Here is a 20,042-nt window from a genome sequence, read left to right as displayed (position 1 = left end):
CTGGGCCGAAATGCCGACGCGCGCTCCCTTGCTGCATTGCTCAGCCGCTCTCGCTTCGCTGCAGCCGTCTCCAAGCATCTCCCAGTGGGCGAGGAAGTCAGCGGTGAGTTTCTGTAAATCTACTGGAATGTCCACTCCTCTCTCGGAGTGCAGGTGGCAAACTCGTTCGCACGATATCGTCGTGAGGATCTACCAAGAACGCCTCAACTACCATCTGCAGATCAGAGTATTTTTCAGTTCAGAGATCGTCAACGTGCTCGCATCATTCTGCACGGCCATGCTCAGTCCTCCTTCGTCTTCGTTTTTAGAACGAGTTCAGTAAAATCCAATGTCTGTCCAGATTGAGAAACAGAGCCGGGCGAACGCCTCGGAAGACCATGGAAGAAATTCGGACAAGCATTGTCAGCCGCAAAGAGCCAAGGCGACCGATTGCCTGCCTTGCTCCCTTGGGCCCAATCGACCATGTAGCCAACGCGCTCTCCAAGTACCGCCCCGGTTTCTAGGTCTATGACCTTCAGAGAGCTACCCGCGATCCAATAATCACGTTCTTGCCGGGTGGAGATGTCTTCAAACTTCACACCATATCGAGCACTGCGTCGCTCAATGGGCGTGCGTTCCAGCACGAGCTGAGTTACCCCCTTGAGATATCTCTTGTCGGTTAGCCCAGGCTCCTCGATGCGACTAGTGAATCGATAGAGTTTTCCATCTTTAGGATCGATGGCTTCCACGAAGTCGTACCCGATTCGGGGTGCATCTTTGTACGGAGAAGGCTTTCCTTTCGGATGGTGATGAAACTCGCGAAGGAAGTTGTGAATGTAGAGATCGCCGGTGGAATCGTGTCCATAGGGATCATCGAGCGCATATTGCTCTTCTTCCGACTCTCCGAAGTTGGATCGAAGCCGTACGTTTATTAGATAAATTCCTTCGACGTTACTGACCGTCTTATGCACAAATGCGCCCGATCTCTCGCAGCGCGACTTCCACATCGCCATGCCTTGGTCCCGTCGTTCCTGCACAGCGGTGGGGATAGCTCGCTTAGTTGGCTCACTGCCAAAGGCCGCCAGCAGTCCAACACTCGTCGCCACGATTGCAGCGCGCGCGAAGCCGAATGACAACGGCAATTTCATAGATTTTATTCTTGTCAATTTCCTCGCCCAGTTCAATTACTTAGTTGCAATAATAATTGAAGCAGTTATTCGACAAAGTCAAGCATTTAACCTATTCGAGTCGCCCCATGTGTTAGTGAAATGCGTATTGTGATGAAGGTGCCGCCAAGCAGCTTCCGTGATAAATATTCGTGGAGCGTAATTTCAAAACAATAGAACTCATTATTCGCCCTTCGCACCGTTCCGGAAACGCGGCGTGAATGAGAGCTTTGGCGAATTCTTCAATCCATCAAATCCATAAGCAGTGAATGCAGCGGCAAGCGCCGACTTGAAGCCTTCATAGTCCGACGGCAAATCCGAAGCAACAAACTCGATGAGCGGCGCGGATGGACTCGACACCTTGAATGAGTATGTAGCGCCTTGAAACTGAAACAGATACAAGGAGTGGGACGCCCCACTGGCCAGTAAGGGCGCAGGGCACAGCCAACTTTCTCTTTCGCTGTCGAATGCTATCCCTTGGCAAAATAATGGGGCGGGCCACCCTTGGCGGACAGCAAGACTTCTCCAAAATTCTGACAGCCGTGGCTTTATGAATTGCCACTCCGCCTCAGCCATGGGAACAAGTGAGTACTTCACGGAATCTTCAGAAGAATTGATATTGGGATTTTGAGATTTAAAAGATGCCAAGGGTCTCGAAGGACTCCTACTTCGGAAGCAATAGGCGTCGCCATTCAGATGAAATAGATACCAAGCGAAATTTCCATCTCGAATCAGTACGGGCGATCGACAGATCCAACTATCACCAGTTTCGTTGAACGCGATTCCGTCACCTTGAATGACCTCAGGCCAACCTTGCCGGACCGCCGCATTCATCCACTCATTCGGAACTTTCTGACGAATGTCATTTCAAATCGCCGTAGTCATCTTTTCAAGCTTGTACATAGCGCTCGCCGGTCTATAAGAATTTAGCGACGAGCCACGTCTGATCCGAAGACCATGCTCCTCGTCTCGTCTTCCTCAATCAAGGCAGGAAATATCGGCGACAGACGGGTCAATGTGACAGCCGGCAGGCCATAAAATCCATATGCTTCAAATGCGCTCGCAAGCGCACTCTTCAGTCGTTCATAAATATCGAAACGCGGGCTGCAACGTACAAATTCAATCTGTGGACTCGACGGGCTTTCAATCCGAAAGCAATAGCTTTCATTCTCAAAATGAAAGAAATACCATCGAGAACTGATGTCGCGAATAAAAACTGGTGATCGACATAACCAGCTGTTCCGCCCCTCACTAAATGCGATGCCACCGTCAATCGCAACGCTTGGCCATCCTTGGCGCTCAGCGATATTTCGCCACATCTCGGGCAATTGCCGCGCAATTTTTACCCATATGGCTTCCGTCATCTGCTCAAGTTTATAGCCCATATACCCGCCCTTCTCGCAACCAGCAGATTTCTCAACCTTCGATGATTGTGGCCTTCAAGATCCGCTCAACGAAATCCAGCGTTTGCCCCGGTTGTGACGCAGAGGCCGGCGAACGTCTTGGAAGCCCATGAAAGAAATCCGGACAAGCGTTATCGGCCGCCCATAGCCACGGCAATCTATTTCCGGCTCGACTCCCCTGTGCTCGATCAATCATGTAGCCAATGCGTTCGCCGAGAACCTCGGCTGTATCGAGGTCAATTACCCGCAACGAGCTTCCCGCGATCCATAAATCGCGCTCTTCGCGCGTCGAGATGTCCCTGAACTCAACGCCAAAGCGCGCGGTACGTTTGTGGATCGGACGTTTCACCGAGTCAATACGAGTGGGGGCCCCAGGAGAATTGCTGGCAAGGCCCGAATATCGATACAGCTGCCCATCCTTGGGATCAATCGCCTCCACATAGGAGAAACCGTTACGCGGAGCATCCGGAAATGGGGCCCCTCCATCCGGTGCGCGTGGGTGAGCCCCACGCAGGAAACTCTTCATGTAGTTATCGCCCACGGAGTCATATCCATAGGGATCGTCCAGCGCGAACTGGTCCTCTTGCGATTCCCCGAAGTTGGATCGGCGTCGCACGTTGATCAGATAAATTCCTTCGACGTTTTCAATGGTTTTGTAGATGAAGACGCCCGATTTCTCGCAACGGGCCTTCCACATCGCCATTGCGCGCTGCCGTTGCGCCTGCTGTGCATCCAAGGCCTCCCGCCTCGCAGGCGACCCGCCGCAAGCGACCAGCAACACCAAGCTGACGAGGCCAGCCAAGTAGATCGACTTCATGCTCGTCTCCTCTCGGCCAAGCCTTCGCCCATACACAGCGCTTCCAGCGCCTTCGTCCCCTTACCGGTCCCAAATGCCGACGCGCGCTGTCTCGCCGCATGGCTCAGACGTTCTCGCTGAGGCGGTGCCATTTCCAGGGTCTCAACCGTCCGGCTGACCAGCTGCTCAGCATCAAACATCCCGACCAGCCGTCCATTCACGCCGTCCTCGATGACTTCCCTGACCGGCGCCGTATCCGATCCAACCACCACGCACTCGGTCGCCATCGCTTCCAACATCGACCAGCTCAGCACGAACGGATAGGTCAGATACAGATACGCCGCTGACAGCTGCAGCACCCGCTTGTAATCCGCATACGGCAACTTCCCGAGGAAGTGCGTGCGCTCGGGATCGAGCTTCTCCCCGACCTCCTCCAACATCGCCTGACGCCAGGTCTTGCCCCCGCCCGGGGCCCGCCCATAACTGACGTCATCTCCCCCAACGATCACCGCGTGGCAGGTCTTGTGCTGCTTCTGGATCTCCGGCAGCGCCCGCATGAACCGATGGAAGCCTCGATACGGCTCCAGATTCCGCGCCACGTACGTGATCACCGGATCGCCTGCCTTGAGCACCGCGCCGTTCGGCATGGTCATCCGCGCCTGCGAATCCGGCCCCAATCCGTCCAGGCCGATCCCCTCGTGCCCCACCACGATCTTGTCGAGGTACGCCTTCGGATGCTGCGCCTTCTGCCACTGCGTCGGGCTGATCGCCGCATCGCAGTTCTCCAGGTTCAGCAGATGCAGCGCATTCCACGCCCGGATGCGCGCCCGGTCGTCGAAGCTCGCCGGGAACTCCGGATCGAAGCCGATGTCCGCGCCCTGCCAGTCCGGGCTCAGCCCGTTGCCTTGCGCCGGCGCGTTGTAGAACCACTCGCAGAAGTGCACGAGCCGCGCCTCCGGGAACACGTCCTTCGCGTTGAGCGTCTCGCCCCAGCCAGGATGCGCCAGGATCACGTCCGGCGTGAAGCCCCGGGCCTTGAGCTTGAGCATCACGCGCGCCACCGCCTGCCCATGCAGCACGGCCTCCTCCATGCGCCGCAGGTAGTGGTGCTGCTCCTTGCCCACCTCGCGATGCGGCTTGTAGCGGATCAGCGTGAGCCGCCCGCCGCGCTCGAGCTCCGGCATCCCCGGCGCCGTCTCCCGGCCGATGCCCACGACCTGCCAGCCCGGCCGCTGCGACCACGCCTTGGCCACATGCCGGAACTGCCCCGGGAAGTTCTGATGAACGATCAGCACACGCATCACCGCTCCCTCAGGCTTTCCTGCACATGCTCCTGCACCGGGTTGAACAGGTACTCGATGACGCGCCGCCGTCCGGTCTTCACCTCCGCCGTGACGTTCATCCCCGGCGTCAGCCGCACCGGCTTGCCATCCACGTCGATGGCCCCTTTCCCCAGCACCAGCGTCACCGGAAAGATCGCCCCGCGCTTCTCGTCGTTCACCGCGTCCGCGGTCACGCTCTTCACCGTGGCCGGCACCGTGCCGTAGCGCGTATACGGGAAGGTCTCGAGCTTGATCTCCGCCTCCTGCCACGCGCGAACGAAGCCGATGTCCTTGTTCTCGAGCACCACCTCCGCCGTCACCTGCGCCTCATCGGGCACCAGCACCAGCAGCACCTGCGCCTCGGTCACCACGCCGCCGGCCGTGTGCACCGCCAGCTGCTGCACCGTGCCGTCCACCGGCGCCGTCAGCTTCGTGAGCTGATCGCGCTTGGCCGCCTTCGCGCCTTCTTCAGCCAGTTGCTTGAGCTTCAGATCCGCCTGCGCCTCGCGCTCGCGCAGCGTGCGCAGCGTCTCGGCCCGGTACGACGCCGCCGAGCCGCGCGACTCCGCCATCGCTGCCTGCGCCTCGCGCTGGCGCGCCAGCGCCATCGCCAGGTCCTTCTCCTGCTCCACCCGCTCCCGCGTGCGGTCCTGCCCGGCATGCCCCGCCACGAAGCCCTGATCGCTCAGCGCCTTGTAGTCGCGCTCGCGCTGCTGCGCCATCGGCACCGTGCTCTGCAGCTTCTCCACGAGCTGCCTGGCCGTGGCGATCTCCGCCTCGCGCCGCTCCAGCTCCGCCTGCAACTTCGCCAGCTTGGCCGAGATGTCCGCCCACTCGCTCTGCAGCTGGAAGCGCGCGCTGTCCGCGTCCTCGCGCGGCATCGACTTCACCGCCTCCGCCGCGAGCTGCGGCATCCCGCCGCCCGTCAGCGACTGCAGCAGCGCCCGCGCGCGCAGCACCTCCGACAGCGAGGCCACGCGCTCCTTCTCGACGCGGTGGCTGTCCGCCTCCGTCATCGTCGAGTCCAGCGCGATCAGCAATTGCCCCGCCTTCACCTTGTCCCCGTCCTTGACGAAGACCTCGCGCACCACGCTGGTCTCCAGCGGCTGGATGGTCTTGCTGCGGTCGCTGACGATGATCCGCCCCTGCGCCACCGCGACGATGTCGATCTGCCCGAGCACCGCCCAGGTCAGCGCGATCAGGAACAGCGCGCAGATCGCGATCGCCGCGCGCCGCGGCGCCGGATGCGGCGGTGTCTCCTGCAGCTCCAGCGCCGCGGGCAGGAAGGCGCGCTCGTCAGCCATGCGGCGTGGACCCGCCAGTTCCTCGCGCCGCTCCCACGCGGCCCTGAACACAGCGGCATATCGCGCGAGCAGCTCGCGCGCCGGATGACGCGGCGCCACGGGCGCCGTCGTCGCGTCGATCGGTGCCGCGCTCATTCCGCGCCTCCTTCGCCCTGCATGCGCCACAGATGCGCGTAGAGCCCCTGCGGCTTGGCGATCAGCTCGTCATGGCTGCCCATCTCCGCGATGCGGCCCTTCTCCATCGCGATGATCCGGTGGGCATGCCGCACCGCGCTCAGCCGGTGGGCAATGATGAACACCGTCCGCCCCTGGCAGATCGCGCGCATGTTCTTCTGGATGATGGCCTCGCTCTCGTAGTCGAGCGCGCTGGTGGCCTCGTCGAAGATCAGGATGCGCGGCTGCCCGAACAGCGCCCGCGCGATCGCGATGCGCTGGCGCTGTCCGCCCGACAGCCCCGTGCCCTGCTCGCCCACCACCGTGTCGTAGCCCTCGGGCAGCTCCGCGATGAACTCATGCGCACCGGCCAGCTTCGCCGCGTGGATCACCGCCTCCAGCGGCGCACCCGGATCGGCGATGGCGATGTTCTCCCGCACCGAGCGGTTGAACAGCGTGTTCTCCTGCAACACCACGCCGACCTGGCGGCGCAACTGCGTCGCGTCCGCCGTGGCGATGTCCTGCCCGTCGACCAGCACCCGTCCCGACTCCGGCACGTACAGCCGCTGCAGCAGCTTGGTCAGCGTGCTCTTGCCCGAGCCGCTGCGCCCCACGATGCCGATGATCTCGCCCGCCGCCACCGTCAGGCTCACGCCGTGCAGCACCGGCTGCGCATCGGGGCGGTAGCGGAAGGTGACGTTGTCCAGCGCCACGTCGCCGCGCACGCGCGGCATCGCGCCGGCGCTCTGCGGCGCCAGCTCGGTGCGCGTGTTCAGCACGTCGCCCAGCCGCGCCATCGAGATGCCGGTCTGCTGGAAGTCCGTCCACATCTGCGCGATGCGCATGATCGGCTGCGCCACGCGGCCCGCGAACATGTTGAACGCGATGAACTGGCCCACGCTCAGGTCACCGCCCATCACCAGGTGCGCGCCCCACCACAAGGTCGCCGCGTTGACGAGCTTGCCGATCAGGTTGATGCCTTCATTGCCGTACTGCGCCAGCGTCTGCGTGCGAAACGACGCCGACACATAGGCCGCCAGCTGCTCGTCCCACTTGCGCGCCATCTGCGGCTCCAGCGCGCTGGCCTTGACGGTCTGGATGCCCGCCACCGTCTCCACCAGCAGGCTCTGGTTCTCCGCGCCGCGCGCGAACTTCTCGTTGAGCCGCCCGCGCAGCACCGGCACGATCGACAGGCTCAGGATCAGGTACAGCGGCAGCGAGATCAGCACGATCAGCGTCAGCGTCGCGCTGTAGCTGAACATCACCGCGATGAAGATCACCGAGAACAGCACATCCAGCACCAGCGTCAGCGCATTGCCGGTGAGGAACTGGCGGATGTTCTCGAGCTCGCGCACCCGCGCCACCGAGTCACCCACGCGCCGCGCCTGGAAGTAGGCCAGCGGCAGGTTCATCAGATGCCGGAACAGCCGCGAGCCCAGCTCCACGTCGATGCGGCTCGTGGTGTGGCTGAAGACGTAGGAGCGCAGGATGTTCAGCGCGCTCTCGAACAGCATGATCACCACCAGCCCGATGACCAGCACGTCCAGCGTGGTCATGCCGCGGTGCACCAGCACCTTGTCCATCACGACCTGGAAGAACAGCGGGCTGACCAGCGCGAACAGCTGCAGGAACAGCGAGATCGTCAGCACCTCGCCCAGGAGCCGGCGGTGCTTGACGATGCTGGGGATGAACCAGGAGAAGTCGAACTTGGCGAGCTCGCCCGCCAGGCTCGCGCGGCTGGTGACCAGGATCAGCTCGCCGGTCCATTCGGCGGCGAAGGTCTCCAGCGGCTCGATGGTGGGACGCGCCGCCTGCGGATCGCTGGACGGGTCCATGAACAGCACCCGCTTGCCGTCGCATTGCGCCAGCACGACGGTGCGGCCGTCCTTGAGCCGCGCCAGCGCCGGCAGGCCGACCAGCGTGAGCCGGTCCGCCGCGCTGCGCGAGGCCTTGGCCTTCAGCCCGAGCTTCTTCGCGGCCAGCAGCACGTCGCGCTCGCGGACCGCGTCGCTCGGCCCCAGTCCCAACGCGTGCCGCAGCGACGGCACGTCGGCCGAGACCTGATGCAGCCGGGCGATGACGCACAGCGCGTGCAGGGCGCCGTCGTCTCGCTGTGGATGCGGCTCTTGTTGCCCTTGATCCTGGTTCTCACCGCGCGGCGCTTCGGACTCGCGCGCCTCCCTCGGGGCGTTTTGCACGCCCGTCACTCCCGACATAACCCCACCCGTGCCACATCAACGGCGGCTCAAATTTGTATTGCTAAAAGGTTAAGCCACACATAGATATGTTGGTCACCCCACAAAAGAGGGTGTGGTGGCAAAGAGTCTCCGCAAATTTGGGCGGGTGCGCTCTGTGGACGGCTGCGTTAAGGGCCGGTTGGAAATGAAAAAGGCGGCCGAAGCCGCCTTTCAGGTCTTGCGCCAATGCGCTTGAGCGTCGCGCTCAGTCGCGGGCGTAGATGTCCACGTCCTTGGTCTCGCGCACGAACAGCAGGCCGACGACCAGGGTCAGCGCGGCAATGCCGATCGGGTACCACAGGCCGTGATAGATGTTGCCGTTCTGCGCCACCATCGCGAAGCTGATCGAGGGCAGCAGGCCGCCGAACCAGCCATTGCCGATGTGGTACGGCAGGCTCATCGACGTGTAGCGGATGCGCGTCGGGAACAGCTCCACCAGCATCGCGGCGATCGGGCCGTAGACCATCGTCACGTACAGCACCAGCACCGTCAGGATCGCGATCACCAGCGGCGTGTTGACCTTGGCCGGATCCGCCTTGGCCGGATAGCCCGCCGCCTTCATCGCCTCCGCCAGGTCCTTCTTGAACGCGGCGATCTTCTTGGCGCTGTCCTCGTCGAACTTGTGGCCGCCGGCGGTCAGCGTGGCGGTCGGCGCCTCGATGACCTTCTCGCCGATCTTGACCTGGCCGGTACCGGCCGCGCCGGGCACCGTCTCGTAGTTCGCCGCGGCCTGCGCCAGCGCGCGCTTGGCGATGTCGCAGGGCGTGGTGAAGTCCACGTCGCGCGCCACCGGGCTGCCCTGGAACGAGCACTGCGCCGGGTCCGTCGTCAGCGTGATCTGCGCGGTGGCCTGCGCCTTGGCCAGGTCCGGGTTGGCCGCGTTGGTCAGCGCCTTGAACAGCGGGAAGTAGGTCAGGATCGCCAGCAGCAGGCCCGCCATGATGATGGGCTTGCGGCCGATCTTGTCGGACAGCGTGCCGAACACGACGAAGAACGGCGTGCCGATCAGCAGCGCCACCGCCACCATGATGTTGGCCGCCGCCGGATCCACCTTGACCACGCTGGTCAGGAAGAACAGCGCGTAGAACTGGCCCGTGTACCAGACCACGCCCTGGCCGGCCACCAGGCCGAACAGCGCCAGCAGCACGATCTTCAGGTTCTTCCACTGGCCGAAGGACTCGGACAGCGGCGCCTTGGAGGTCTTGCCCTCGGACTTCATCTTCTGGAAGGCCGGCGACTCGTTCATCGACAGCCGGATCCACACGCTCACCGCGAGCAGCAGGATCGACACGACGAACGGCACGCGCCAGCCCCAGGCCGCGAAGGTGGCCTCGCCCAGCGCGGTGCGGGTGCCCAGGATCACGATCAGCGACAGGAACAGGCCCAGCGTCGCCGTGGTCTGGATCCACGAGGTGTACGCGCCCCGCTTGCCGTGCGGCGCGTGCTCGGCGACGTAGGTCGCGGCACCGCCGTACTCACCGCCCAGCGCCAGGCCCTGCAGCAGGCGCAGGCCGACCAGGATCACCGCGGCGGCGGGACCGATCGTGTCGTAGGTGGGCAGCACGCCGACGATGAAGGTCGACAGGCCCATGATCAGGATGGTCACCAGGAAGGTGTACTTGCGGCCGATCATGTCGCCCAGCCGGCCGAACACCAGCGCGCCGAACGGACGCACGATGAAGCCCGCCGCGAACGCCATCAGCGACGCGATGAACTGCGCCGTCGGATCCAGGCCGGTGAAGAACTGCTTGCCGATGATCGCGGCCAGCGAGCCGTACAGGTAGAAGTCGTACCACTCGAACACCGTGCCCAGCGACGAGGCGAAGATGACTTTCTTCTCCTCCGCCGTCATCGGTGCGCTCGTGGTCACTGCGCTTGCAGTTGCCATGGGGTTGTCTCCTCGGAATTCCCAGAACCATCGACCGATGGCCCTTGCGACGGGACTATCCGGGCCCGCTCTGACCCATTTCTGACGGCTTGCTTGCCTCTGGCTGACAAACCCCGGCGGAACCCTGAGGCCGGATTTCTCGATGCGGAATTTCGAGGCCTTTGCGCCGCAGCAAAGGGTATGTCCCTACCCCCTCGGCAGGGCCTCTTTTCAGGCGCGGCGTATCCCCACCGGCAGGGCCGCCGCGGCGTCCCAGGCGGGACCGTCGAACCAGGCATCGCCGTCGAGGCAGGCGGTCAGCATGTCGAGCGCATCCAGGCCCCAGAACAGCTTGTCGCCGGTGCCGAAGGTCGGCACGCCGAAGACGCCGCGCGCCAGGGCCGCGTCGGTCGCGTCGCGCAGGTCGGCCTTGACCTCGTCCGAGGCCGGATCGCGCATCGGCGCCAGGTCCGCCGTCAGCGCGGCGAGCCGCGCCGGATCGGCCGCGTCCAGGCCGCCGCGCCAGACGTGGCGCAGCACGCGCTCCACGGCGTAGCGGCCCGGCGTCTGGCCGGCCGGCGCGGTGGCCCACAGCAGGCGCGTCAGGCCCAGCGGGTTGAACGGATGCGCCGCGGGCAGGTCCAGCGGCACGCCCAGCCGGTGGCCCAGCCACTGCACCTGGCGGTAGGTCCAGTCGCGCTTGCCGGGGATCTCGGCCGGGCCCTTGTGCTGCAGCGACTTCAGCATCGCGCCGAACAGCACCGGCAGGTAGCGCACCGCGACGCTGCGGCCGGCGAGCGCCTCGGGCAGCCGCTCGAAGGCGAGCGCGGCGTAGGGCGAGATCGGGTCGAAGTAGAAGTCGATGGTGGTCATCGCGGTCCCTGTGCGGCGTGGGGTCGGGCGTTGGGGTCAGGCGTTCGGGAGGGGCTCGGTCGCGAGCGCCCCGTGCGCGGCCAGCAGCGCGCGGCGCTCGGGCAGCAGCGTCAGGATGCGGATGCGCTCGGCATCGTCCGACTTGCTCCAGCCGGCGATCTCGGGAATGGTGCGGGCGCAGCCGCGGCACAGCGCGGTCGGCTCATGCATCTTGCAGACGTTGATGCAGGGCGAGGCGATGCGCCCTTCGGGCGTGCGGGCGAAGGCGGTCATTGCGTCACCTCGATCACCGGCGCGCCGGTCAGTGCCACGAGCTGCGGCGGCGACATCAGGAACACGCCGTTCGGATGTCCGGCCGCGGCCCAGATGGCGTCGAAGCGGAACAGCTCCCTGTCGATGAAGAGCAGTGGCGGAGCGGGTTCGCCCTCGGCGGCGTAGCTTGGCTGGAAGCCCAGCGGCGACACGCCGCCGATCGAGAAGCCGGTGCGCGCCTTCACGTAGTCGGCATCGGCGCGGCCGAGCTTGCCGGTGTGGGCCTCGAGCTTGCGCTCGTCGACGCGCTTGTCGCCGGAGGCGATCACGAGCACGGCGGCGTCGTCGCTCTTGCGGCGGAACACGACGCTCTTGGCGATCTGACCGAGCGCGACACCCAGCGCGTCGGCGGCCTCCTGGGAACTGCGGGCCGAGACCTCGAGCCAGCGCGGCGCGTGTTCATGGGACAGCGCGCGCAGCGCGGCGCTCACGCGCAGGAAGCCGTCGGGACGCGAGGCGTCGGCCTGGGGGGAGGCGGTCGAAGGGGAAGTCGTGTCGCTCATGGCGCGCATTGTGCCGAAGGGACGATCGCCGGGCCGGACGCTGTCACCTCGGCGTCAGGGCGCTCTAGGGCGAGCGCTCTGCATTTGCCGGCGGCCTTGCGCTAAGGTCCGCGGCCATGACCGACGTGAAGAGCCCATTCGAGCCCGAGTTCACCAGCGCGCTGTGCGAGATCTTCGAGCAGTTGATCACTTTCAATCAGGTGCTGGGATTGAAGGTCGACGAACTGCAGCATGAGATCGTGCGAGCCCACATCCTCATGCGGCCGGACCTGGTCGGGCATTACGCCCACAACCGGCTCCACGGCGGGGTGATCAGCGCGACGCTGGATGCGATGGGCGGCTTGGCGGTGATGGCGGCGACGGGGGCGAGGCACCTCGATGAGCCGCCGAAGCAGCGGCTGCAACGGTTCGGCAAGCTGGGCACCATCGATCTGCGGGTGGATTACCTGCGGCCCGCGATAGGGCCGCTGTTCCGCTGCGAGGCCGAAATCATGCGGCTGGGCAGCCGCGTAGCCAATACGCGCATGGCGTTCACCGATGAACAGGGACGGCTGCTGGCCACCGGGGCGGCGGCGTACATCGTGTCGTGAACCACGATGGAGCGACGGCGGGAGCACCCCCTCTCCCCTGCCCTCTCCCCCCTCGCGGGGGGCGAGGGAGTTCATGCGAAGGGCGAGGGAGTTCATGCGAAGGGTGAGGGAGTTCATGCGAGGGGTGAGGGAGTTCATGCGAAGGGTGAGGGAGTTCTTGCGACAGCGCTCGCTCCTTCTTACCCCCTCGCCCCAGCGGGGAGAGGGAGGGGAGAGGGGGCTCGTGCCACACCGCTGTCACTCCGCCGCAAGCTCCTCTTTCACAGCGCTGATCCGATACGCGCATCGCCGCGCGCCGGCCAGCAGATGCTCGGTCCGCTCGACCTGCAGTCCAGGCCCGAGGCAGCGCCGGAACAGCGCCAGCTCCGACCGGCAGAACCCCTGGCAGCTCTGCGCCGCGGCGCAGATGGGGCAGTGGTCTTCCACCAGCACCCAATCGCGGCCCACGCGCTCCGCGCGCGCCATGTAGCCCTCCTCGGCGCGCAGCCGAGCCAGCTCCCTCACCCGATCGCCCGTCGTGCGGCAGCGCGCCAGCGCGGCGCTGTAGCGCTGCTCGCTGTCCCGCTCCCGCGCCGCGATGAGCTGTTCCAGCCCTGCCTCGCCGAACACCGCCCGCGCCTGCTGGATCAGTTGAACGGTGAGATCCCCATGCCGATCCGGAAAGCGTCCATGCCCCGCCGCCGTCAGCGACCACAGCTTGCGCGGCCGCCCCACGCGCGCCGGGGCAGCCGCCCCTTCCTGCACCCTCTGCCCCCGCGCGAGCGCCGCCTCGACCGGAGACGCCTCCTCCCCGCCCGCTTCCACCAGCCCCTGCGCCTCCAGCCGGGCCAGCAGCTTGTGCGCGCCCATCGGCGTGATCGCGAGCGCCGCCGCCAGCGCGGCGGCCGGCTGCGGCCCGCGGCTCTTGAGCTCGAACAGCAGGCGCTCCTCGTTCCCCTGGCTCATGAATGGCGCCTCGCGAAGCGGACGAAGCCGATCGCCGCGAGCAGACAGGTCGTCCCGCCCAGCAGCATGATCCAGCGCGCCGAGACCATGCCCAGCACACCGCCGATGAGCGCGATCATCGTGTTGGACAGGCAGAACACCGTCGTCAGCAGTCCCATCACGCGGCCCTGCCCATGCGCGGCGAAGCGCTCCGACATCCAGGCCGGCATCAGCGCGTTGTAGAACGACAGCGGAATCCCCAGCGCCGGAATCAAGGCCAGGCCCAGCCACGATGGCGCCAGGCTCAACGCCAGCAGCCCCACCGCCGCGACCACCGCGAAGCGCGCCGCCCGATGCAGCGGCGCCGGTCCCGAGCCGATGCGCGCCGCGAGGAGGCTCGCCGCCGTCATCGCCGCGCACTGCACCGCCGTCACCAGCGCGATGCCGCGGCTGCCCAGCCCCGCCTGCTGCAGCATCCACAGCGGCGCGAACTCGTACAGCGCATTGACGCCCAGCGTGTAGGCCAGCTGCAGCAGCGCCAGGTGACGCAGCACCGGATCCTGCGCCAACAGCCCCAGCGACTGCTGGCGCCGCATCGCGGCGAGCAGCCCGCCCTGGGGCGCCGCCGCCGGACGGTCGTCCGGCAGGCCCAGACCCAGCAGCGCCAGGCATGGCACCAGCACCGCCGCCGCGACGATGAAGGGCACCGCCTCGCCCCATGGCAGCGTCAGGCCGCCCAACAACGGACCGACCAGCCAGCCGATGTAGAGGCTGGCATTGAGCCACGCGAAGCTGCGCGTGCGCTCCAGCTGCGGATGCCAGTCCGCGAGCAGTGCCCGCACGACGGCGACATTGCCCTCGGTCAGCCCGGTCGCGAAGCGCGACAGCACGAACAGCGGATAGTCCCGCGAGGCCAGCGCGAAGGCGCTCAGCCCGTAACCGGCCAGCGTCGCGGTGATGGTCACGCTGAGCACGCGGCGGCGCCCGTAGCGATCGGACATCGGCCCCACGACCAGGCTGCCGGCCAGGATGCCCGCGGGGTTCACCGCCAGCGCCAGCCCCATCAGCAGCTCGGGCCGCAGGCCCAGGAAATGCGTGAAGCCATCGACCGGCCCGTCCACGAAGATCGGCGCCAGGATCGGATACGGCAGCGCGACGCCAGCCGTGCTCATCAGCGCGAGCGCGCAGACGGCCCAGAGCAGCAGGTGCGGATGGCGCAGCGGCGCCGGCGGATCGGTGGGGGCGGTGGTCGACAGCACGGCGCTCATTGTGCGGCCCCCTCGCGGCGCAGGCACAAGGCATAGCCCGGCCAGCCGCGATGGCACCACTCCTCGCGCGCCGCGTCGGCGAGCTTGATGCGGTGATCGTTCATCGACGCGTGCAGCGACGGCAGCTCACGCGTCCAGTCCTCCTCCGACGCGCTGCCCGCGTGCACCAGCGCCCAGGCCGGCGCGGGCCGCAGTTCGGCGAGATAGGTGGCCAGCCACGCGCGCCAGGCGTTGCGCAACACCTGGCCCTCGTCGACCGCGACACCGCGCGAGGCCGCCGCCTCCAGCAACACCCGCAGCGCATGCGTGCCGGTCACCAGGTGCAGCGAGGCGAAGCCATGGCGCGCGAGGTACACCGCCAGCGACGCCTCGGCCAGCGCGTCCAGCGTCAGGCGCGGACGCTCGACATACCCGTCGAAGCCCGGCAGCGCGGCGGCATGCTGCATCCGTGTCGTGATCAGCGAGCCGGCCATCGACGGCAGCGCGAGCGCGGCGTCGGCGCGCACCGCGTCGATCACCTCGCGCACGCTGGCACTGCCCTGCCCGGCCGGCACCGGCGGTCCGAGGGGGCTCTCCAGGCCAACGGTCGTCCTCAGCGCGGCATCGAGCTCCTTCCGATGCCCCGACTGCAGCGCGTAAGCCAGGCGGATCGCGACGTGGAAGGCCTGCGCCTCCGGCGCGGCCAGCACGCGCCGCAGCGCGTCCTCGACCGAGGGCGGCGGCAGGCCATCGTCGACGGCCGGACGGGACAGCGGCCCCCAATGGTCGAGATGACGCCGCAGCGCCTCGCGCGGCGCATCGAGCCGGGCCAGCGCGCCCAGCGCCATCGGCAGGTGATTGAACAGCGGCATCGCCTCGGTGCCGTACATCGGGCCGTACTGCACCGACTCGTCGAGCGCCTCATGCAGGCCGGCGGGCCACGGCGGCCCCTTCAGCTCGAGCACGTTGTCATCGGGATCGAACAGGTACAGCGACGGGCCCTCCCCTTCGGCGCCGTAGCGCGAGCCGTAGGCATCGACGGTCACGCCGCGTTCGGTCAGCCAGCGGCGCAGCGCGGGCTCGTCGAGCGATTCGACGCGCAGGCAGAAGTGGTCGACATTGCGCCCTTCCTTGCCGGGCCCCGCCCCGCCGGCGCTGCCCAGCTTGCCGTCCAGCGGCACCAGATCGATCAGCTGCGCGCCCGCCCGCAGCTGGACCAGGCCGATCGCCTCCTGGCGGCGCTCGATCGTGCAGCCGAGCAGGTCGACGTAGAAATGAAGCGAGGCCTGCAGGTCACGCACCCGCAGCACGAGGTGGTCGAGTCCCTGGATCTTGATCATCGTCAGCTCCTTTGCTTGCTGGTTGGCTTGCTTGTCGTCTTGCCGTGCCACCATGATCGCCGCAGCCCCGCAATAAATAAACTTTCTGTTGATTAACACTCCACGCAGCAGGGAGACACGACAATCGCGCCCATGGCGTTCCGACCCCTTCCCCTCCCCGACGAGATCCCCGGCCGGCTGTGGCTGCAGTCGATGCCCGGCCGCCGCGAACCCTGGTCCGCGTTCCTCGACGAGGCGCGCTTGAACCAGCTGAACCTGGTGGTCTGCCTCAATCCGCTCGAGGAGGTCGCCGAGCTGTCGCCGGCGTATCACAAGGCCGTCGCCCATGGCCGTCTCCCCTTCCGCTGGCTGCACGTGCCGATGCGCGATTTCGGCCTGGCGTCCGACGCGGCGGCGTTCCGGCAAGGCGTGGAGCAGATCGCGCAAGGCCTCAGCCTGGGCGACCGCGCGCTGTTGCATTGCGCCGCCGGCATGGGCCGCACCGGCACGATGGCGGCCTGCGTGCTCAAGCGGCTCGGCGTGCCGGCGGCGGAGGCGCTCGCCGTCGTCAGCGCGGCCGGATCGAATCCGCAATCGGCGCTGCAGTCCGGCTGGATCCATCAGTTCTGAGCCGCATGAGCGATCCGATGCCTCCCGCGCTGCGCATCGTCCACGCCGACGCCTGGCGCGTCGTCGTCGACAAGCCATCGGGCCTGCTGTCCGTGCCCGGACGCGGCGAACACAAGCAGGACTGCGCGTCCGCGCGTGTCCAGGCGTTGTATCCCGACGCGCTGATCGTGCACCGGCTCGATCAATCGACCTCGGGCCTGATCGTGTTCGCGCGCGGCGAGGCCATGCAGCGCGCGCTCAGCGAGGCCTTCGCCGCGCGGCTTGTCGACAAGCGCTACGAAGCGGTGGTGGAGGGGCTCGTCGAGCAGGACCGCTTCGAGATCGACCTGCCGCTGCTCGTCGACTGGCCCAACCGCCCGAGGCAGAAGATCGATCACGCGTCCGGCAAGCCCAGCCTCACCCGCGTGCGCGTGCTGCGGCGCGACGCCGGCGCCGGCAGCACGCGCGTCGAGCTGGAGCCGGTCACCGGCCGCTCGCACCAGCTGCGCGTGCATCTGCTGGCCGCGGGGCATCCGATCCTCGGCGACGCGCTGTATGCGCCGCCGGACGTGCTCGCGCGGGCGCCCCGCTTGCTGCTGCATGCGCGCGAGCTGCATCTGCCCGCCGTGCCCGGCGGGACGGGTGCGCCGGCGCTCTCGCTGCACTCGCCGCCCGGCTTTTGACGGCCCGCGCCGCGGCCTTTCCCGACGAACCAGGAGCCCTGCCCATGTCCCCCGCCACCCCGCATTCCCTCACCATCGTCACCGGCAGCTCGCGCGGCCTGGGCGAGGCGCTGGCGCGCCAGTCGCTCGAGGCCGGTCATCTGGTCGTCGGCATCGCCCGCGGCCGCAGCGAGGCGCTCGAGCGCCTCGCCCACGAGCGCGGCCTCGCGCTGCAGCAATGGCAGGCCGATCTTTCCAATCCGCTGACCATCGCGCAGCACCTGGCGGACTGGCTGCGCACGCAGCCCAGCACCTGGACCGCCGCGACGCTGATCAACAACGCCGGCGTCGTGCCGCCGCCCGGCCCGATCGATGGGGAATCGCTGGAGACGCTGTCGTCCGCGATGCGCGTCGGCCTGGAGGCCGCGCTGCTGATGAGCGCCGCCTTCCTCGACGCCACGCGCGGCTGGCCGGCCGAGCGCAAGGTGCTGAACATCTCCTCCGGCCTGGGCCGCCGGGCGATGGCCGGCAGCGCGGTCTATTGCGCGGCCAAGGCCGGCATGGACAACCTCAGCCGCGCGATGGCGCTCGACGAGGAGCACAAGGCGGCCAAGGGCGAGCGCGCCGCGCGCGTCGTGTCGCTGGCGCCGGGGATCATCGACACCGACATGCAGGCACAGCTGCGCGGCGGCGATGCGTCCAGGTTCCCCGACCGCGACCGCTTCGCGGCCTTCAAGGCCGAGGGCCAGCTCGTCAGCGCCGAGGACACCGCGGCGCGGGTGCTGAAGTTTCTCGCCAGAAACGACTTCGGCCAGCAGGTGCTGGCCGATGTGCGCGACGCCTGAGGCGCTCAGCCGACGAGGTTCGCCAGCGTCAGCAGCGCCAGCAGCATCATCCACAGCACCACCGAGCGCCAGACCAGACCCACCACGCTCTGCAGGTGGCCCAGCTGCGGCGGCACGCCGCCGGTGGAGCCCTCGGCGCGGGTGGCGTCCATGTCGCCGCCGGACTCGAAGGTCTTGCTGCGGTCCGGCGTCACGCCCGGCGCGGCGCTGCCGCCCAGCTGCACGCCGACGGCGCCCGCGGCCGAGGCCAGGATGATGCCCTCGTTGTCATGGGCCCAGAGCGCCGCATCGCGGCGCCAGGCGCTGACGGCCTCCTCGAAATTGCCCACGATCGCGAAACCCGTCGCGGTCAGGCGCGCCGGGATGTGGTCGATCATGCCGAACAGCTTGCGCGAGAGCTCCATCAGCCGCTCGTTGGTCGGCGCGTCCAGCGTGCGGCTCTTGAAGGCCCAGTAGCGGCCGGCGAATTCGGCCATCCGGTACAGCACCGCGCCGGCCGGGCCCAGGCCCAGCGTCGAGAACAGCACGAACCAGAAGAACACGCCGAAGACATGCCGGTGCGCCGCCAGCAGCGAGTGCTCCAGCACATGGCGCAGCAGCTCGGTGCGCGGCAGCTCGCTGGCGTCGAGGTGGCGCCACTCGGCTAGCAGGCGGCGGGCCTCGAGCTCGTCACCGCGCTCGAGCGCGTCACGGATGTCGGTGAAGTAGTGGCTGAACTGGCGGAAGCCCAGCGTCAGGTAGAGCACCAGCACGTCCAGCGCCAGCGACAGCAGCAGGCTGTAGGGCCGCACCAGCGCGTAGATCGCGCCGACCAGCAGCGCCGGGCCGACGACGGTGATCGTCCACACGACGGCCGCGTGATGCGACCGTCCCGCGTCGAAGTTGCGCCCGGTCCAGCGCACCCAGGCGATCATGCCTTGGTGGACCGGATTCCCGTGCGGCAGAGGCTTGAGCTGCTCGCACACCAGCGCCAGCAAGACCGCGAAGAAGTTCATGGCCCGGGATGATAGCGGCCCGCCACACCCTCGCAGCAGGGAGTGTCAGCCCTGGAGGAAGCGGTAGAGATTGCGCAACATCGCGGCGGTCGCGCCCCAGATGAAGAACTCCTTCGGCTCGGCGGGCGTCAGGCCCACGCCGGGATCCGCGTTGGAGACCGCAAGACCTGGCCCCGTCCAGGGCATCGACAGGAACTGCCGCCGGCCCTTCAAGGGCCCGCCATCGTCGCCGGTCATGCCGGGCATGTCGTACTCGAAGCTGTGGCGCTGGTGGTGCGCGGGATTCATCAGGAACTCGAGCGGGACCTCGAAGGCCTCGGCCACCTCGAAGGCGTCCAGCCGCAGCGAGAAGCCCGGGCGGATCAGCGCGACCACCGGCGTGACCTCGTAGGCCGTCACCGTGCGGTAGACCGGCAGCTGGCCGATCAGGTCGACATGGCGCTCGTCCAGGCCGATCTCCTCGTGCGCCTCGCGCAGCGCGGTGCGTTCGGGGGAACCGTCCTCGGGCTCGGCCCGGCCGCCGGGAAAGCTGACCTGCCCGGCATGGTCGCGCAGGTGCGCGGTGCGCTGCGTCAGCAGCACCTGCAGGCCTTCGGCGCGCTGCACCAGCGGCACCAGCACGGCCGCCTGCGTCGTCGTGCGGCCGGGAAACAGGCCGCCGTCGCCGGGGATCTCCGGCGCCACCGCCGGCGGATGCAGGAAGCGGTCGCGCAGCCAGTCCGGCGTCAGGCGCTCGCGCGCGACGGCGGGCAGATGGGCATCGGTACCGACGACGGGAACAACGCGGGGATCCTTGATGGCGGAACGGCTGGGAGGAGGCGTCGACATGCGGGGCGTGCGTCCGCGGTGGCGGACCTGGTCGTGGGGGCTCGGGAAGCCAAGCCCCGATTGGACGCCGGAAACGACAAAGCCGCTCCGGGCAGGGCCTTGGAGCGG

General features: G+C 67.1%; 20 protein-coding genes and 1 pseudogene. 4 read left to right on the top strand and 17 right to left on the bottom strand.

The window, feature by feature from the left end; all coding sequences use genetic code 11:
- Positions 1–281: 281 nt before the first annotated feature.
- The 11 genes from ACEN96_RS10720 to ACEN96_RS10670 form a co-directional block, all read right to left on the bottom strand.
- Positions 282–1,127, bottom strand: coding sequence for a hypothetical protein (locus tag ACEN96_RS10720; protein ID WP_495587997.1), 846 nt, complete (start codon positions 1,125–1,127; stop codon positions 282–284).
- A gap of 201 nt (positions 1,128–1,328) precedes the next feature.
- Positions 1,329–1,979 carry a hypothetical protein gene (locus ACEN96_RS10715; protein ID WP_495587996.1) on the bottom strand — a complete coding sequence of 217 codons (651 nt, stop codon included), beginning with the start codon at positions 1,977–1,979 and terminating at the stop codon, positions 1,329–1,331.
- A gap of 92 nt (positions 1,980–2,071) precedes the next feature.
- Entirely contained in the window at positions 2,072–2,530 is a 459-nt protein-coding gene (locus ACEN96_RS10710; RefSeq protein WP_495587995.1) for a hypothetical protein, read from the bottom strand.
- Positions 2,531–2,561: 31 nt separating this feature from the next.
- Entirely contained in the window at positions 2,562–3,365 is an 804-nt protein-coding gene (locus ACEN96_RS10705; RefSeq protein ID WP_495587994.1) for a hypothetical protein, read from the bottom strand.
- Positions 3,362–4,645, bottom strand: a complete 1,284-nt coding sequence (locus tag ACEN96_RS10700) for a glycosyltransferase family 4 protein (RefSeq protein WP_495587993.1) — start codon at positions 4,643–4,645, stop codon at positions 3,362–3,364. Before ACEN96_RS10700 ends, ACEN96_RS10705 begins: the two co-directional genes overlap by 4 nt.
- Positions 4,645–6,105, bottom strand: a complete 1,461-nt coding sequence (locus ACEN96_RS10695; protein WP_495587992.1) for an HlyD family type I secretion periplasmic adaptor subunit — start codon at positions 6,103–6,105, stop codon at positions 4,645–4,647. The genes ACEN96_RS10700 and ACEN96_RS10695 overlap by 1 nt, the downstream gene beginning before the upstream one ends.
- Positions 6,102–8,339, bottom strand: a complete 2,238-nt coding sequence (locus ACEN96_RS10690; protein WP_495587991.1) for a type I secretion system permease/ATPase — start codon at positions 8,337–8,339, stop codon at positions 6,102–6,104. The genes ACEN96_RS10695 and ACEN96_RS10690 overlap by 4 nt, the downstream gene beginning before the upstream one ends.
- Positions 8,340–8,565: 226 nt before the next feature.
- Positions 8,566–10,248: an MFS transporter gene (locus ACEN96_RS10685; RefSeq protein WP_495587990.1), complete on the bottom strand. Its 1,683-nt coding sequence runs from the start codon at positions 10,246–10,248 to the stop codon at positions 8,566–8,568.
- Between the two features lie 210 nt (positions 10,249–10,458).
- Positions 10,459–11,100 (bottom strand): 2-hydroxychromene-2-carboxylate isomerase, encoded by a 642-nt coding sequence (locus ACEN96_RS10680; RefSeq protein ID WP_495587989.1) that lies wholly within the window; start codon positions 11,098–11,100, stop codon positions 10,459–10,461.
- Positions 11,101–11,136: 36 nt separating this feature from the next.
- On the bottom strand, positions 11,137–11,373 hold the full coding sequence (locus ACEN96_RS10675) for a DUF1289 domain-containing protein (protein WP_495587988.1): 237 nt from the start codon (positions 11,371–11,373) through the stop codon (positions 11,137–11,139).
- Positions 11,370–11,915 (bottom strand): YbaK/EbsC family protein, encoded by a 546-nt coding sequence (locus ACEN96_RS10670; RefSeq protein WP_495587987.1) that lies wholly within the window; start codon positions 11,913–11,915, stop codon positions 11,370–11,372. Before ACEN96_RS10670 ends, ACEN96_RS10675 begins: the two co-directional genes overlap by 4 nt.
- A gap of 116 nt (positions 11,916–12,031) precedes the next feature.
- On the opposite strand from ACEN96_RS10670, the gene ACEN96_RS10665 reads away from it, so the two are divergent.
- Positions 12,032–12,505 (top strand): thioesterase family protein, encoded by a 474-nt coding sequence (locus ACEN96_RS10665; protein WP_495587986.1) that lies wholly within the window; start codon positions 12,032–12,034, stop codon positions 12,503–12,505.
- A 237-nt stretch (positions 12,506–12,742) separates the two neighbouring features.
- On the opposite strand, the gene ACEN96_RS10660 is transcribed toward ACEN96_RS10665, so the two are convergent.
- The 4 genes and pseudogenes from ACEN96_RS10660 to ACEN96_RS10645 form a co-directional block, all read right to left on the bottom strand.
- Complete coding sequence (locus tag ACEN96_RS10660) at positions 12,743–13,450, bottom strand: helix-turn-helix transcriptional regulator (protein WP_495587985.1); 708 nt, start codon at positions 13,448–13,450, stop codon at positions 12,743–12,745.
- Positions 13,447–14,697 carry an MFS transporter gene (locus ACEN96_RS10655; RefSeq protein ID WP_495587984.1) on the bottom strand — a complete coding sequence of 417 codons (1,251 nt, stop codon included), beginning with the start codon at positions 14,695–14,697 and terminating at the stop codon, positions 13,447–13,449. Before ACEN96_RS10655 ends, ACEN96_RS10660 begins: the two co-directional genes overlap by 4 nt.
- Positions 14,694–15,143, bottom strand: coding sequence for a questin oxidase family protein (locus ACEN96_RS10650; RefSeq protein WP_495588590.1), 450 nt, complete (start codon positions 15,141–15,143; stop codon positions 14,694–14,696). Before ACEN96_RS10650 ends, ACEN96_RS10655 begins: the two co-directional genes overlap by 4 nt.
- A 468-nt stretch (positions 15,144–15,611) precedes the next feature.
- Positions 15,612–16,016 (bottom strand): annotated as a pseudogene (locus ACEN96_RS10645) (VOC family protein); the annotation flags it as partial.
- 132 nt (positions 16,017–16,148) lie between these two features.
- Between ACEN96_RS10645 and ACEN96_RS10640 the strand changes: the two are divergent.
- The 3 genes from ACEN96_RS10640 to ACEN96_RS10630 are packed head-to-tail and all read left to right on the top strand — an operon-like array spanning position 16,149 to position 18,111.
- Positions 16,149–16,625 carry a protein-tyrosine phosphatase family protein gene (locus ACEN96_RS10640; protein ID WP_495587983.1) on the top strand — a complete coding sequence of 159 codons (477 nt, stop codon included), beginning with the start codon at positions 16,149–16,151 and terminating at the stop codon, positions 16,623–16,625.
- A 5-nt stretch (positions 16,626–16,630) separates the two neighbouring features.
- A complete protein-coding gene (locus tag ACEN96_RS10635) occupies positions 16,631–17,287 on the top strand; it encodes an RluA family pseudouridine synthase (RefSeq protein ID WP_495587982.1) in 657 nt (218 codons plus the stop codon).
- 44 nt (positions 17,288–17,331) lie between these two features.
- A complete protein-coding gene (locus ACEN96_RS10630) occupies positions 17,332–18,111 on the top strand; it encodes an SDR family NAD(P)-dependent oxidoreductase (RefSeq protein WP_495587981.1) in 780 nt (259 codons plus the stop codon).
- 5 nt (positions 18,112–18,116) lie between these two features.
- On the opposite strand, the gene ACEN96_RS10625 is transcribed toward ACEN96_RS10630, so the two are convergent.
- Complete coding sequence (locus ACEN96_RS10625; protein ID WP_343642492.1) at positions 18,117–19,106, bottom strand: CobD/CbiB family protein; 990 nt, start codon at positions 19,104–19,106, stop codon at positions 18,117–18,119.
- 45 nt (positions 19,107–19,151) lie between these two features.
- Entirely contained in the window at positions 19,152–19,934 is a 783-nt protein-coding gene (locus tag ACEN96_RS10620) for an NUDIX hydrolase (RefSeq protein WP_495587980.1), read from the bottom strand.
- Positions 19,935–20,042 lie beyond the last annotated feature (108 nt).

The sequence above is a fragment of the Roseateles sp. Mitsp63 genome (assembly GCF_059491535.1).
The sequence above is the reverse complement of the archived record's forward strand: the minus strand, read 5'-3'. Positions and strand labels throughout refer to the sequence as shown.